This is a genomic window from Chryseobacterium sp. c4a, from assembly GCF_009900745.1.
Taxonomy (GTDB): Bacteria; Bacteroidota; Bacteroidia; order Flavobacteriales; family Weeksellaceae; genus Chryseobacterium.
Genome location: NZ_WXVU01000005.1, coordinates 131,051 through 147,105 on the forward strand (window position 1 = coordinate 131,051; position 16,055 = coordinate 147,105).

14 protein-coding genes are annotated in these 16,055 nt (G+C 34.1%); 12 read left to right on the forward strand and 2 right to left on the reverse strand.

Features of this window, described 5'->3' with window-relative positions; genetic code table 11:
• Both GTR01_RS09320 and GTR01_RS09325 read left to right on the forward strand, forming a co-directional pair.
• Entirely contained in the window at positions 1-987 is a 987-nt protein-coding gene (locus GTR01_RS09320; protein ID WP_160137571.1) for an RHS repeat-associated core domain-containing protein, read from the forward strand.
• 17 nt (positions 988-1,004) lie between these two features.
• On the forward strand, positions 1,005-1,742 hold the full coding sequence (locus GTR01_RS09325) for a hypothetical protein (RefSeq protein ID WP_160137572.1): 738 nt from the start codon (positions 1,005-1,007) through the stop codon (positions 1,740-1,742).
• Positions 1,743-1,901: 159 nt separating this feature from the next.
• Here the strand turns inward: GTR01_RS09325 and GTR01_RS09330 are convergent, their stop codons facing one another.
• The gene (locus GTR01_RS09330; protein ID WP_160137573.1) at positions 1,902-2,687 is read right to left on the reverse strand and encodes a transposase; all 786 of its coding nucleotides are present in this window, start codon (positions 2,685-2,687) and stop codon (positions 1,902-1,904) included.
• Between the two features lie 429 nt (positions 2,688-3,116).
• Between GTR01_RS09330 and purB the strand changes: the two genes are divergently transcribed.
• From purB to GTR01_RS09380, 10 genes are all read left to right on the forward strand, one after another.
• Positions 3,117-4,544, forward strand: a complete 1,428-nt coding sequence (purB, locus tag GTR01_RS09335) for an adenylosuccinate lyase (protein WP_047096071.1) — start codon at positions 3,117-3,119, stop codon at positions 4,542-4,544.
• A 47-nt stretch (positions 4,545-4,591) separates the two neighbouring features.
• On the forward strand, positions 4,592-5,557 hold the full coding sequence (locus GTR01_RS09340; RefSeq protein ID WP_160137574.1) for a WG repeat-containing protein: 966 nt from the start codon (positions 4,592-4,594) through the stop codon (positions 5,555-5,557).
• Positions 5,558-5,569: 12 nt separating this feature from the next.
• Positions 5,570-6,556: a WG repeat-containing protein gene (locus GTR01_RS09345; protein ID WP_160137575.1), complete on the forward strand. Its 987-nt coding sequence runs from the start codon at positions 5,570-5,572 to the stop codon at positions 6,554-6,556.
• Positions 6,557-6,561: 5 nt separating this feature from the next.
• Entirely contained in the window at positions 6,562-7,989 is a 1,428-nt protein-coding gene (locus GTR01_RS09350) for a serine hydrolase (protein WP_160137576.1), read from the forward strand.
• Positions 7,990-8,154: 165 nt separating this feature from the next.
• Positions 8,155-9,195, forward strand: a complete 1,041-nt coding sequence (locus GTR01_RS09355) for a YhcG family protein (protein WP_160137577.1) — start codon at positions 8,155-8,157, stop codon at positions 9,193-9,195.
• Positions 9,196-9,208: 13 nt separating this feature from the next.
• Positions 9,209-12,904, forward strand: a complete 3,696-nt coding sequence (locus tag GTR01_RS09360) for a phosphoribosylformylglycinamidine synthase (RefSeq protein ID WP_160137578.1) — start codon at positions 9,209-9,211, stop codon at positions 12,902-12,904.
• Positions 12,885-13,298: a ribonuclease inhibitor gene (locus GTR01_RS09365; protein ID WP_160137579.1), complete on the forward strand. Its 414-nt coding sequence runs from the start codon at positions 12,885-12,887 to the stop codon at positions 13,296-13,298. The genes GTR01_RS09360 and GTR01_RS09365 overlap by 20 nt, the downstream gene beginning before the upstream one ends.
• 419 nt (positions 13,299-13,717) lie before the next feature.
• A complete protein-coding gene (locus GTR01_RS09370; RefSeq protein ID WP_160137580.1) occupies positions 13,718-14,347 on the forward strand; it encodes an SGNH/GDSL hydrolase family protein in 630 nt (209 codons plus the stop codon).
• A complete protein-coding gene (locus GTR01_RS09375) occupies positions 14,347-14,697 on the forward strand; it encodes a gamma-glutamylcyclotransferase family protein (RefSeq protein WP_160137581.1) in 351 nt (116 codons plus the stop codon). Before GTR01_RS09370 ends, GTR01_RS09375 begins: the two co-directional genes overlap by 1 nt.
• Before the next feature lie 230 nt (positions 14,698-14,927).
• A complete protein-coding gene (locus GTR01_RS09380) occupies positions 14,928-15,386 on the forward strand; it encodes a GyrI-like domain-containing protein (protein WP_160137582.1) in 459 nt (152 codons plus the stop codon).
• A 101-nt stretch (positions 15,387-15,487) separates the two neighbouring features.
• On the opposite strand, the gene GTR01_RS09385 is transcribed toward GTR01_RS09380, so the two are convergent.
• The gene (locus tag GTR01_RS09385) at positions 15,488-15,841 is read right to left on the reverse strand and encodes a diacylglycerol kinase family protein (protein ID WP_160137583.1); all 354 of its coding nucleotides are present in this window, start codon (positions 15,839-15,841) and stop codon (positions 15,488-15,490) included.
• Positions 15,842-16,055 lie beyond the last annotated feature (214 nt).

Here is a 16,055-nt window from a genome sequence, read left to right on the forward strand (position 1 = left end):
ATGAATCATTTGAAGTCAGGAAATGCATTTTTTGGACAGAGTACTTATAAAAATTATAAGTATAACGGGAAGGAGTTGCAGGAGACAGGAATGTATGATTATGGAGCGAGGATGTATATGTCGGATTTGGGACGATGGGGTGTATTAGACAATTATAGTGAGAATTATTTTCCTATTTCTCCTTATAGCTATGTGGCAAATAACCCTGCTAAATTTATTGATATAAATGGAGAATGGATATATATTAATGATCCAAGCGGGGTTCAATATAGATATCATAATGGGGCAACCCAACATCAAGTAGATGGAAAATGGACAAACGTAGATAGGAATACACAATTATCAGATTATGTTGTTCAGACTGTTGCAGGGTTAAGCCATTTAGATAAAAATACTTCTATAGGAAATACAATGATTGGGTATTTTGACCAAGAAAAAGGTAAGGATGGAAAAGTAAGAGATATTTATTTTAGCCATACTAGTGGTGATACACAAATAAGATATGGCATAAGTAATATAGTTGAATTAAAGACATCCTCAACTAAAGGGGTTTGGACTACTTTGGGCAAAGATTCCAAATACTCTCCATTATATACGACAATAGCACACGAAATGGGACATGTTTACGAAAATTATGCTTTAGGAGTAACCTCTCAAGCCGATACGAGATTTGGCCCTGATAGCACAACAGCAGAAATATTTGGTACACATGTAGAAAATATTGTACGAGCCGAGTCTGGCTTACCATTGCGAACAAACTATGGCAGTATTTGTATAGGCTCTGCTTGTATTCCTAACACTGATGGAAGGTTAATAGATAATGCAGGAAGTAGTATTTATTATAATTCAAATGGAGGTCAAATATCCCCTACTCCAAGTGTTCATAGTGTTCTTAGTGTAAATAGCACAATATTGCAAAATAGATATAATTATCTTATCAATGCAGCCCTATATAATTTACCAAAAATTAAAAATCGCCCTAGATAACCTATAGACTATCAAAAATGAAAAAGATTGTTTTATTATTCAGTATAATGTTGTTTTCTTCTTGCAATTCTCAAGAAAAGATTTCTTTAAGACAAATGAATGAGAATTTATTAAAAGATAAAAATTATTTCACCTATCGTGATTCAGCAACAATAAAAATAATCACAGAAGGATATAAGATTTTTAGATTATTGGGTGCAAAGTCTTGCGATGTAAATCCTGATAAAAAATATTCGCAGATTTATATAGAAGACGGTTTCCACGATGAAGACGGTTTTTATAATGGGCTTATTATTGTGGACAATAAAAATATTTGTGAGGTTACCATGAGCCCTTATAAATTATGTAAAGACAGTCTCTCTTATACCAAAGTCAAAGAAAAAGATATTACATATGGTGAAATTGTTTTCTACACTAAAAAATTTTCTATAAAAGACTTAAAAAATAAATATCCTGATGAATATTTTAGATATGAATTGGTTACTCAAAGTAAAGTTAATGCTTTTGAAAAATGTTTAGCAATAGATGAACATACACCTAAATCAGTTGTTTACGCCAGAAGCTATTCCTTTAAGGGGAAAAAGATTACAAATTATAAAATTCCATTAAAGTATAGTGATATTAAAAATGGTATAGAAGGATTGCCTTATTTTAAAGAAGATAAAAAGAAAGAGTTTATAGAGTGTATAAATCAATTAAATATATTAAAAATACATAATTCATCTAACATTGAAACTTCGTCTGTTAGTGATTAAAAATGTTCTCCTGCAAGTATGCCCCCTGCTGCGCATTCTATGACACGAAGCAAATAAAAATTGTTAAAATTTAAGATGCAAATTTATAAGTATTAATATAAGGAGTTTGTCTTTCTATTACGGCGAATACCCTGCTTATAAGTTTGCATCTAATATTATTTAAATAAGCATAGGATTTTTACCTTCTTGTTTCTTTTTGTAATAGTATTCTTTTATTTGAATGTCATATTTAATAGCTGTCAATGCACACATTTGTAGTAAAGATTTCATTTTTTTATCTGCAAGATGATTCACTTTTGTTCTTCCTTTTATACTTGAACCCGAGGAGTATTGAAAAGGAACTACCCCAGAATAGCAAGCGAATTTTCTCCAGTTTTTAAATGCTGTAAAACCCTTTGTAGCAATGATAAAATAGAGGCATGTCTGTTCCCCAATTCCAGGAACTGATTTTATAAGTTCAGCTTGTTTGTGGAGTTCATTATTAACGCGAATAATTTCTTTTATTCTGTTTTCAATTTTTTTAATGGCTTTTTTTATGCCATTAATTAAAACTTTATTAATGGTAAGAACTTCACTTAATATATCTTTGCTTATAAAGTTTTTATTTTCATTTGTAGCTTCTATGAGTAATAATGCTTTTAAGGTTTTCTCTCTTTCAGCATGGAGAAGTTTTAATTTTTGTAAATCATTTCCTGCTATAGTAAATAGCTTTAACTTATCAAGATTTCTAAAACTATATAAGGAGATATCCTTAGCATCATTTTGATCATTTTTTCCTCTTGATATTCCTTTTGATCGTTTAATTTCAATGGCAGGAACAACCCATAGATCATATTCTAATTGTAAAAGAGTGTTGATTAAATGATTAGTATATACTCCTGTAAGGTCTATACATTGTGATAGTCTAAAGCAAAGCTCAGCTAAAAAGAAACTTGTTTTATCCAAAGAAAACAATCATAAACCATCTAAAATGTTTTCTAATCTAAAACCTACCGATACTACTCAGAATATAGATGCAAGAGTATAGGATGGGTTTATAAGGAAACCCAAGCACTCAATTTTTGTATGGGAATCGGAGTAATTGAGATTAATAACAAAATGTATATTGTAAATGATGAGCTGGGAGATTACATGATAAAATTAACAACCAAAAAATAATACATTCATCATAAAAGGATTCATTTATTGCGTTAATTTCTGTCACGTTCTGTTTCTAAAAACTTATTTTTTTAAGCCAATGAAATCCTTCCTGCTAGTACGAGCATCATGTCTGTATTTTCAATAACAAAAATACACCACAAAAATCATAAAACCAGGATTTTTATCTCTCACTGAAAAACCGTATTTTTGTACATCTAAAAAGTAAAAGAACGAATGAATTCCTACAAAAATCCATTGGAAGAGCGCTATTCCAGTGAAGAAATGTTGTTTAATTTCTCACATAATAACAAATTCCGTACCTGGAGAAAGCTTTGGATCGCTTTAGCAGAGATCGAAAAAGACTTAGGGCTTGAAATTACAGACGAGCAGATCGCTGAATTAAAAGCTAATGCTGAAAATATCGATTTCGATAAGGCAGCAGAATACGAAAAGAAATTCCGTCATGATGTAATGGCTCACGTTCATACCTATGGGGATGTAGCGCCTTCAGCAAAAGGAATTATTCACTTGGGAGCTACTTCAGCTTTTGTAGGAGATAACACAGACTTAATTCAAATCCGTGACGGACTTTTAATCCTGAAGAAAAAGTTGGTCAACGTAATGAAGAACTTAGCAGACTTTGCAATTCAATACAAAGACCTTCCAACATTAGGATTTACACACTTCCAGCCGGCACAGTTAACAACAGTAGGAAAAAGAGCAACCCTTTGGTTACAGAGTTTAGTTCTTGATATCGAAGAATTAGACTTCTTCCTAGAAACTCTACGTTTCAGAGGAGTGAAAGGAACTACAGGAACGGCTGCAAGTTTCCTTGAATTGTTCAACGGAGATTATTCTAAAGTAAAACACTTAGATAAAGAACTTTCAAAAAGATTCGGATTCGAAAAAGTTTTCGGAGTTTCTGGACAGACTTACGATAGAAAAATTGATGCTAAAGTAGTAGCATTATTAGGAAATATTGCTCAATCTGCTCATAAATTTACCAACGATTTACGTTTACTTCAAAACCTTAAAGAAATCGAAGAACCATTCGAGAAAAACCAGATCGGTTCATCTGCAATGGCGTACAAGCGTAACCCAATGAGAAGTGAAAGAATCGGGGCATTGGCAAAATATGTGATGTCTCTTACAACAAGCTCTGCGATGGTAGCCTCTACACAATGGTTCGAAAGAACATTAGATGACTCTGCTAACAAGAGATTAACTATTCCTCAGGCATTCTTAGCAGTTGATGCAATCCTATTGATCTGGAACAACATCATGAACGGAATCGTGGTATATCCAAACAGAATCAACAAGCATATTGAAGAAGAACTTCCTTTCATGGCAACAGAATACATTATCATGGAAGAAGTGAAAGCTGGTGGTGACCGTCAGGAAATTCACGAAGTAATCAGAGTTCATTCTATGGAAGCTTCCAAGAAAGTGAAAGAAGAAGGAAAAGAAAACGACCTGATCGAAAGAATCTTAAACGATGATTCTTTAAAGTTAGATAAATCAAAATTAAAAGAAGTTTTAGATCCGAAGAACTTTATCGGGTTCGCACCAATTCAGACAGAAGAATTTGTCAAGAACGAAGTGCAGCCGATTATAGACCAGAATAAAGACTTAATAGGATTAGAAGCTGATCTTAAAGTATAAAACACTATGCAGCCTTTTGGGCTGCATTTTTTATTTTAAATCCAACCATGAAAAAGGCCCTTTTATTCATTGCAATGATTCCCATACTTGCTTTTTCTCAGGAGAAAGAGGTTTTGAAATATTTTACATCCAAAGACAACCTGGTGGGTGTAAAAAACCAAAAAGGAGACATCATTATTCCTGCACAATTTAAAATTTTCTCAGATCTTAAAGATGGTGATCTGGTAGAAGGTGAAACTGTTCTTTTTGATGGCGAGAAAAAAGGGGAAAAACCTCAGAAACATACCTGGGGATATGTCTATGACAGAAAAGGGAACTTTCTTTATACTCCATTCCGATATGATAATGGCCCTGACTATTTTGTAGAAGGACTAAGACGTTTCGTTAAAAACGGAAAGATCGGTTTTGTGGATAGAAACGGAAAAGTGATCATTGAACCTAAACATGATTTTGTATATTATTTCAATTATGGATATGCTTCATTTTGTGACGGGTGTAAAAGGAATGATGATGATGGGTATATAAAAGTACCCGGTGAAAAATGGGGAATGATGAATACTAAAGGAGAAACCGTTCATCCACTTACCAAATATTCAGAGAAAGATGTGAAAATTGTCGGGAAATATTATCCATATCCTTTCCAATACAATGAAAAAGAAAAAAATATTCTTCAGTTTTTTGATCAACAAAATAAACTGCTTTCAGATCTTTATTATGTAAACCAATACAATAAAATCCCTGAAAAAGAAAAGAGATTGTATTTTGAAATTGTAGAAAGACCAAAAGAAAATTTCCCTTATTATCAGGTAAATACTTATGATTATACAAAGCATGATTTGGGAATGCTCTATCGTTTTAAATTCCTGGTTTCAGAAGATGGAAAGAATTTTTATGCCATAACAGCCTATAATGAGAAAGGTATTCCTTTTGAAGAATGGATGAGAAAAGAAATAGAAGAAGCAATAAAGTTTCAAAAAGAACATTCTGATAACCCAAACAAGTTCATTAAATAAGATCATTTTACGATGAATAAACTTCTTTCAATCATTCTATTGATTCCTACACTTGCTTTTTCTCAGGAGAAAGAAGTGTTGAGGTATTTTATTTCCAAAGATTCTTTAATTGGAGTTAAAAATCAGGCTGGAAAAATTATCATACCAGCAGAATTTAGAGATTATACCGGAATTAAAGATGGAGAACTGGTAAAAGAAGGAATGGGGAATGAAACAATTCTTTTCTTTGGTGGCAAAAGAAATGAAGAATCTGAAAAGAATAGTTTTGGATCTGTTTATGATAAAAAAGGGAAATTTTTATACAGCCCATTTTTTTTTGATAATGGAGCAGATTACTTTTCAGAAGGAGTGAGAAGACTGGTAAAAAATGGAAAAGTAGGCTTTGCAGATAGGAACGGAACAATAGTTATTCAACCCAAACATGATTTTGTTTCCTCTTTTAATTATGGGCATGCTGTATTCTGTGACGGTTGTGACTGGGAAAAAACAGAAGATGAGCATAAAAGTATCGTAGGCGGAATCTGGGGAGTGATGAATAGAAAAGGAGAAACTGTTCAACCCCTTACAAAATATTCCGACAAAGATCTTGATCTTGATGGAAAATACTATTCCTATCCGTTTCAATACAGTGAAAAAGAAAAGAATATTCTTCAATTCTTTGAAAAATACAATAAAATAATCTCAGCAGTTCATTATGTGAATGTCTATAATGAAATGTCCGCGGATGAAAAAAAACTTCTTTTTGAAATTGTAGAAAGACCACAGGAAAACTTTCCATATTATCAGGTCAATACCTATGATAATAAAAAAACAAACTTAGCAGCATTTGATGACCTGAAGTTTTTTGTCTCAGAAGATGGGAAAAGGGTTTTTACCATAAATTATGAAGATAAAATGATTCCTTTCGAAAAATGGCTGAAAGAGGAAATCAAGCAGGCAGAAGAATATCAAAAAAAACATTCTAATAACCCGAATAAATTCAAGAATAACCAGAATTAAACTTAATGAGAAAAAATATATTCATACTTATTTTTGCTTTGGCATTTGCAAAGAACCATGCACAAAGTGATAAAAAAGTGTATTCAATCATAGATGCTGCAGCTCAGAAAGTTGCCGCAGAATCTAAAGCATACTCAGTTTCTGTTGGAGTTATAAAAGATGGAAAAATCTACACCAAACATTTTGGTGAAATAGATAAAGGAAAAGGCAATAAAGCAAACGATAATACTTATTTCGCCATAGCTTCTATTACTAAGCTTTTTACAGGACAGTTATTAGCTCAGGCCGTTCTGGAGGGGAAAGTAAATCTTGATGATGATGTAAGAAAATATCTGAAAGGTTCATATCCAAACTTAGAATATGACGGAACTCCTATCAAAGTGCGAAACTTGATTTCTTATGAAACGGCTTTGCCTAGAAACCTTCCTATTGATGATGAGCTCAGAAAAAACATGAATGATGAGACCCCTTTTCTTTATGAGAAGCTCAACAATGGATATACAAAGGAAGACTTTAAAAAAGATCTGGCTACTGTAAAACTAGATATGAAACCAGGGACAAAATATAAGTACAGCAATTTAAGCCTTGAAATGACAGGTCTTATGCTGGAAAATATTTACGGAAAAAGTTATGAAACTCTTTTGAAAGAGAACATCTTTTTAAAAAACGGGATGAATCATACCAAATTGGAACTTGATAAAAATGAAGCTCAGGCCAATGGATATTTTGAAAACGGTCGTCTGATGCCAGTTTCAACAAGCCTTTTATGGGGTTCAGGTGGCTCGAAAACCGAATCTACCATGGCAGATATGATGAAATTCTTAAAAGAAGAACTCGATCCGAAAAATAAAATAGTACAGGAGTCCCAAAGAAACATTAACAATAGTAAAGAAGGTTGGTATGGATATTTCTGGGACAAATATTTGATTACCGAACAAGGTAAAAGAGGATTTAAACATGGTGGGTCTTACGGGATAAATAGCTTGTTTACTGTATTTCCTGAGTTGAATCTGGGAGTCTGCATCATTGTAAATGTTACAGGAGCTGATACATTTGGTACACTTTATAACGGAACCAGCAGTTTAGTAGAAGATCTTATTTCTACTTCGGATAAAAAAGAGGTATATGGATATACGGTGAAAGGGGACAACGTGGTTTTCTCCTATACACATCCTGCAAATTTAGATGCCAGTCTTCTTCATACAGTATCTGTAGCAGGAAGTTTCAATGACTGGGATTCTGAGAATAAAGAGTATCAAATGATACAAAAGGATAAAAACCACTATGAATTAGAAGTTCCTGTATCTAAATTTGAAAAAGGAAAAACCTATTCCTTTAGATTGGTATTGAATAAAGATGAATGGATGGGAGCCCCTAAAAAAGCATCCAATAATGATGGATCCAAAGATAATAATCTGGCATTGGTATTATAAGAAAAAGATTGAGGAAAAAGAAAGGAAAAAGAGTAAATTTGTACTCCAGAATAAGCCAATGTGGATGGAACAGATGATCATAATCTGACACTGGTACTCTGAACTCAAATAAAAGTAAAAGAAAAATAAATCTAATATTAAAATCAGATATCTAATTTTTTAATAATGTTACAGAATCAGGATTACCAACGATTAATTATCGATCTAAAAGAGCTGGTTGACAAGACGAGAAGTCAGGTCGCAGTTCAGGTAAACTCTGCGATGGTGATTTTGTACTGGAAACTCGGACAAAGAATAAATGAAGATGTTTTAGGAAATAAAAGAGCTGAGTATGGTAAAGAAATAATTTTACATATCTCTCAACAACTTACTGTAGAATTTGGAAGTTCTTTCTCTGAAAAGAATATCAGGAAAATGATGCAGTTTGCTTCTGTTTTTGATGATTTCGAGATTGTCGCATCAGCGATGCGACAATTATCATGGACTCATTTTTTACTTCTGATTCCTATTACTCAGGATACGAAGAGAAATTTTTATCTTGAAGTTTGTAAAATTGAGAACTGGAGCGTCAGAACCTTGAAAGAAAAAATTAATTCTTTGCTTTTTGAACGGACTGCAATAAGTAAAAAGCCCGAACAAATTATTAACAAAGAACTTAAAAATTGGTCTGAAAATAATATTTTAAACCCTGATTTGGTTTTTAAAGACCCTTATTTCCTTGATTTTTTAGAATTGAAAGACACATTTTCCGAAAAAGATTTAGAAGAGTCTATTATTGTGGAACTTCAAAAATTTATTTCTGAATTAGGAAGCGATTTTGCATTTCTTTCAAGACAAAAGAGAATCACGATTGATAACAGAGATTATTACATAGATTTGCTTTTCTATCATAGAAAACTGAAATCTCTGGTTGTTATCGAACTGAAATTAGGAGAATTTGAAGCCAGCCATAAAGGGCAGATGGAGCTTTATCTCTCATACCTTAATAAATATGAAAAAGTTGAGGGTGAAAACCCTCCGATTGGTTTAATTCTTTGCTCCGGAAAAAACTCCGAACATATAGAACTGATGAATCTCGAAGGAGATAATATAAAAATTGCAGAATATTTACTTATCTTACCTTCAGAAAGAATTTTGCTTGAAAAATTGAATCGTTCAATAGAGATAGCAAGAAATAAATTTGAAAATAAATCTAATATTAAATAAAATCTGACATCTAATGTCTAATAACAAAAGAATTTTCGTAGAAAAAAGAGGAATTTTCGATGTTGAAAGTCCAAAAATTTTTGATGAAGTAAAAGCTGTAGTTCCGGCAATTCAAAGTGTGAAAGTCTACAATGTGTATGACATCTTCAATTTGAATAACGGGGAATTCGAGAAAGTAGTAAATAACACTTTCGTAGATCCGGTAACTGATATTTTACATACAGAAAACCCTGCAAAAAGCATCCACTTCGGAATGGAGTTCCTGCCTGGTCAGTACGATCAGAGAGCAGATTCTGCACAACAGTGTATCGCTTTATTAACAGAAAATGAAAAATCAAAAGTAAGAAGTGGAAAACTCATCGAGTTTGTAGGAGTATCAGAAGCTGATTTGGTGAAAATCAAAGACCTTTTGATTAATAAAGTAGAATCTCAGGAAAAAGACTTATCTGTACTGGATATTCCTGCTGATGAAACCCCTTCAAAAGTAATTATCCACGAAAATTTCATCAATTTCAACGATGCTGAGCTGGAAAGTTTTTACAACAATCATGGTTTCGCATTAGGACTAGATGACTTGAAATTTATTCAGGAATACTTTAAAACTGAAGAAAGAAACCCTACAGAAACGGAACTGAAGGTATTAGACACTTACTGGAGTGATCACTGTCGTCACACGACTTTTGAAACAGAATTGTCAGATATTCAGTTTGAAGGAAAATTCAAACAGACATTGGATACTATTTTCAATGACTATATCGAAAAAAGAAAATTCTTAGGCCGCGAATTGAAGCCGATTTCCTTAATGGATTTAGCAACAGTATGCGGTAAATATTTCCATAAAACCGGAAACCTGGACAACCTTGTGATTTCTGATGAGATCAATGCATGTACCATCCAGATTGAAGCAGAATATGATGGGAAAAAAGAACCTTGGTATTTATTATTCAAAAACGAAACGCACAATCACCCAACAGAAATTGAACCTTTCGGAGGAGCTTCTACTTGTTTAGGAGGAGCGATCAGAGACCCTTTATCCGGAAGATCATTCGTATTCCAGGCAATGAGATTAACAGGGGCTGCAGACGTTTTAGAATCAGTAGACAAAACATTACCAGGGAAATTACCTCAAAAAACAATCACTAAACAGGCTGCAAACGGATATTCATCTTACGGTAACCAGATTGGTCTTGCTACCACAATGGTTTCTGAAATCTATGATGAAGGATACAAAGCCAAAAGAATGGAAGTTGGTTTCGTTACCGGAGCTGTTCCTGTAGATTGGGTAAGACGTGAAAAACCTGCAAATGGTGATTCTATTATTATTTTAGGAGGCGCAACAGGCCGTGATGGAGTAGGAGGAGCAAGCGGAAGTTCAAAAGAACAGGACGAAACTTCCATCCACACCATGAGTTCTGAAGTTCAGAAAGGAAATGCTGTAGAAGAACGTAAAATCCAAAGACTTTTCAGAAACCCTGAACTGACAAGGTTAATCAAAAAATCTAACGACTTTGGAGCAGGTGGAGTTTCAGTAGCGATTGGTGAAATTGCAGACTCTTTAGAAGTAAATCTTGATGTATTACCATTAAAATACGAAGGTCTAAACGGAACAGAACTGGCTATTTCAGAATCTCAGGAAAGAATGGCGGTTGTAGTTGATCCGAAAGACAAAGAAAAGTTCATCAAATTCTGTGAAGCTGAAAACATTGTTGCGGTAGAAGTGGCAAAAGTAACAGACTCAGGAAGAATGCAGATGTTCTGGAAAGGAGACAAAATTGTTGACCTTTCAAGAGCATTCCTTGATACGAATGGATGTTCAAAATCTCAGGAGGTAAAAATCAACCACCTTGAAGAAGTAAAAACAGAAACCAAGACATTCAACGAAGAAAACTTCCTGAATACCTTAAAAGATAAAAACGTAGCTTCCCAAAAAGGACTATTGGAAATGTTTGACTCTTCCGTAGGAGGAACAACTGTTGCCATGCCTTTAGGTGGAAAATACCAACAAACCTTAATGGAAGGAAGTGTGCAGACGCTGCCGATCTTAGGAGCAAAAGATATCAAAACCGTTTCCTTGGCGAGCTGGGGATTTGATGCTGAAATCTCAAAACAAAACTCTTTATTGGGAGCATCTTACGCTGTAGTAGAAAGTGTAGCGAAGATTGTTGCCATGGGAGGTGACTATAAAAACATCAGATTAAGCTTCCAGGAATATTTTGAAAAGCTTGGTCAGGCTCCTGAAAAATGGGGTAAACCGTTAGCTTCTCTTTTAGGGGCTTATGACGCACAGATCAACCTTGGTTTAGCTGCAATTGGAGGTAAAGATTCCATGAGTGGAACGTACCAGGATCTGAATGTACCACCAACATTGATTTCTTTTGCATGTGCCAACGGAGACAAGCAGAATATCATTTCTCCGGAATTTAAAGCTGTTGGAAACAAAGTTTACTTCTTCAATCACATTGCTCAGGAAAGTGGCCTTCCAAACTATGATGCTTTAAAAGACATTTATGAATTCATCTTCGAAAACATCAAATCAGGAAAAATTGTTTCTGTAAAAACAGTAAAAGACGGTGGAGTAGCGGTAGCATTGGCAAAAATGAGTTTCGGAAACAGATTGGGAGCTGAAATCAATGCTGACGAAAATACTTTATTAGCTAAAAATATCGGTAGCTTAATCATCGAAGCTAAAGAAGAGCTAAGCAATGCATCTCTACAGTTAATCGGAGAAGTAAAAGATTCAGGAATCTTAAAAATCAACAATCTCGAAACCCGCATCACGAATCTCGAAGCTGCTTACACTGGTACATTCGAAAACCTTTTCCCAACAGTAGAAAAAGAAAAGATGACGGTTGAAATTGATGAAAAATCAAACTCAGTCAACCCAAGAAATATCATCATCAAAAAACATGGAATTGCACAGCCTAAAGTATTTGCTCCGGTATTCCCAGGAACCAACTGTGAGTATGATACCTTAAATGCATTCCAGAAAGAAGGTGCTGTAGTAAGCAGTCTGCCTTTAATCAATATCAGCCACCAATTACTGGATGAAAGTATTGATGCATGGGTAGAAGAGATCAGAACATCTCAGATCTTAGCTTTCTCAGGAGGTTTCTCAGCAGGGGATGAGCCGGATGGTTCTGCAAAATTCATTGTCAACGTTTTAAAGAACGAAAAAATGAGAAATGCAGTTCACGAATTATTAGACAGAGACGGGATGATCATTGGAATCTGTAACGGTTTCCAGGCTCTAGTTAAATCTGGGCTATTACCTTACGGAAGAATCAAAGATTTGGATGAAAACTCTCCGACATTGGCTCACAATGCGATCAGAAGACACATTTCTCAGATGGTTACTGTAAAAGTAGTGAACGATGAAAGTCCATGGTTAAAAGGAATGAAAGGTCAAACCTTCACCATTCCGATTTCTCACGGAGAAGGACGTTTTATGGCTTCAGAAGAAGAAATCAAGAAGTTATATGAAAACGGACAGATCGCAACACAGTACATCGATTTCGATGGAAACATTGCCCACGGAATGCCGTTTAACCCAAACAATTCATTATTCGGAATTGAAGGAGTTACCAGCCCATGTGGAAAGATCTACGGAAGAATGGGACACCCGGAAAGATTTACGGAAGGTCTCATGAGAAACATACCAACCGCGAATTATCACAACATATTCAAAAACGGTGTTGAATACTTCAAATAACAATACAAGAAAAATGATCGTCATCCATGGCGGTCATTTTTCGTCTTTAGACGGTTTCTACGAAGAAGTTTCTAAAGTTTTAATGAAAGATACAGATTGGAAAGTAGGAACGTTAGATGGTTTTGATGATATTCTGTACGGTGGTTTCGGAGTCTTTGAAAGCAAAGAGGAGATTGAAATCGTTTGGAAAGAATCACAAAAATCAAAAGATGATTTAGGATTTAAAGCCACCCAAAAATTCTACGAAAACAAAATCAGACAAGGAAAACCTTTCAACATAGAACTCATCCGGCAAAAACTAAATGATTTAACAGAAGGAAAAGGACAAACGTTATTTGAAATTCTGATAGAAATTATCGAATCACACAAGAATATTACCCTAAAGTTAGATTGATGAGTAATGAGTAGGCATTTTAAAATAGGAATATTCATCTGTTTTCAAAGTTTACCAGCCAGCTTCATCCAATCAACTTGTTGATTCCTTCTTAGCTCCCTAAAATAAAGCACTCAGAAAATAAAAACTTTGCGTCAAATAAAATTAAACCATTAAGAAAAATGAAGACTTTAAGGTAAATTAAGCTTCACCAAAGATGAATTTAGTAATGCTGCTTATACAAAATAGCTTAGTTGTTTTCTTAACTCTTCTTAATCATTTAAAAAATCTTAGTGGTTCAAAATAATACTTTCAATATAATTTTATATTAAAAATCCCTTGCAGATTAGCCAGATTCAGCAGATTTTATCTTACTTTGAAGAATATTTGAAAAGCTTTAAATCAGGAGCAAAAATCAAAAAAGCAAAAGAATTAATTGAATGAAGAAAATAGTGTATGGACTGTTCTTTGGAGACAGTATAACGTATGGAGAATATGACGGAGTTTTTGGAGGTTGGGTAGATATTTTGAAGAGATATGCCTTGCAAAAATTTCATGAAGGAAATGGTGATGAACTGATTCTATTCAACCTGGGAATAGGTGGAGAAACTACAGAAGGCTTATTGAAGCGAATGTCTGTAGAGTTAAATGCAAGAAATTCTGTAGATGGAAATCTTGTTTTCATCAGCTATGGAGCTAATGATCTTGCCATTAAAGAAGGAGTACAGATTGTGAATCCTGAACAATTTAAACATAATATCATCACAGCAGTTCAGCAGGCTCAAAAATTCTCCAATGATATTTACCTGGTAAGCATCCTTCCTATTGCTAAAAATATAGATGGAGTAGTTGTTGGCTCAGGGAAACTCAGATCAAACGAGGGAGTGCTTGTCTATAACGAAATCCTGAAGAATATTGCAAAAGAGTATTCTTTAAGCTATATTGATTTTCATTCAGCTCTGTTAGAAGATAAAGACATCCTGCTTTCTGCGGACGGAGTTCATCCTAATGAAAAAGGCTACGGAATGATGGCCGAAATTGCAATTCCAATCATTGAAAAATATTTATAATGCCTTATTTATTTTCTTATGGAACCTTACAGAAAGAGCAGGTTCAACTCGAAACATTCGGACGAATTTTACAAGGTGAAAAAGACACCTTATCTCAATATAAACTAGGAATGCTTGAAATTACAGATCCTGAAGTACTACGAAAAAGCGGTCAAAAATACCATCCAGTCCTGGAATTCTCAGGAAATAGTGATGATGAGGTTGAAGGGATGTTGTTTGAGGTGACCGAAGCGGAAATCATTCAGGCGGACGAATATGAAGTAGATGATTACAAAAGAATCGAAACTATGTTTAAATCTGGAAACCAAGGGTTTATTTATGTAGGTGCCTCTTCTGATACAGAAAAGTAGAGATTCTGTTATACATTAAAATAAGTAGTGTATTATCAATACATTAATATCAATAGAAACGGGCTTTAGCCCGTTTTATATTTTAATCCCCAATCCAATGGCTTTAGCCAAAACATAAAGACCAGCCTGTAAAATATCAATTATCAATCATCATTAATATTAAAAATCTCTCCTGACAAACAGTTGTCACAACTCCTTCCTATCTTTGGCCTACAACAAAAAATCAAGAAATGAACAACGTGAAAATTGAACCTTTTAAAGTAATCGGAATTGCCGTAAGAACAACCAATGAAAATGAACAGGCAGCAAAGGATATTCCGGTACTATGGGAGAAATTGATGAAGGAGGATGTATTGAACAAGATTCCTGGCAAAATAGACAATACGGTTTATTCAATTTATACAGATTATGAAAAGGATCATACAAAACCTTATACTACATTATTAGGATGCAAGGTAGAAAGTCTTGATCATATTCCGGAAGGAATGATCGGGAAGTCTTTTGATGGGGGAGATTATGTAAAATTTACAACAAAAGGAAATCTTGCAGAAGATCTGGTGATCAATGAATGGTTTAAAATCTGGAACATGGATCTGGATAGAATCTTTACTGCTGATTTTGAAATGTATGGTGAAAAAGCACAAAATCCTTCCGATGCAGAAGTAGATATTTTGATTGCTGTGAAATAAAACTTAAAAAACTAAGATGCCGGCCTTTATAAACATTTGAATTGAAGATGTGACATTCCCCTCCTCCGGAGGGGTGTCAAATCAAAGATTTGACGGGGTAGTTAAAAAACATACTTCCAATATACAAGAACCCCAATAATCGCAGAAGCGATGGCTATGAGTACAACGGCACCGGCTGAAATGTCCTTGATAAAACCGATTCTTTGATCAAAATCAGGTTGAATGACATCACATATCTTTTCGATGGCTGTGTTGAAAATTTCAGCACTCAAAACGGCTACAGAAGCCAAAAGAATAAGAGCTGCATCTGTAGAAGTAAGCTTTAAATAAAAAATAAGGAACAGATTAATGAAGAAAGCGAGAAGCTCAATCTGAAAGTTTCTTTCCGTTTTTATCATGACAAAAACACCCCGGAAAGCATTCAGAAAACTTTTATGAAGTGGAGGTTTTTGCATGTTTTTTTACTTTATTTCAACAAAGATAGCTTTTGTATTTTGATTGTTGCCGCTAATCTGTTATATTTGGATTATTAAGATTAAAATATATTCAGCGGCCAATATTTTGATACAAAAATATACCGCTATGGAAACCAGAACGTAATATCGGGTCTGAAACCCCATTGACGATCTTTGTTAAAAACTCGTCGGGAATATTCTTTTCTTTGTTGTA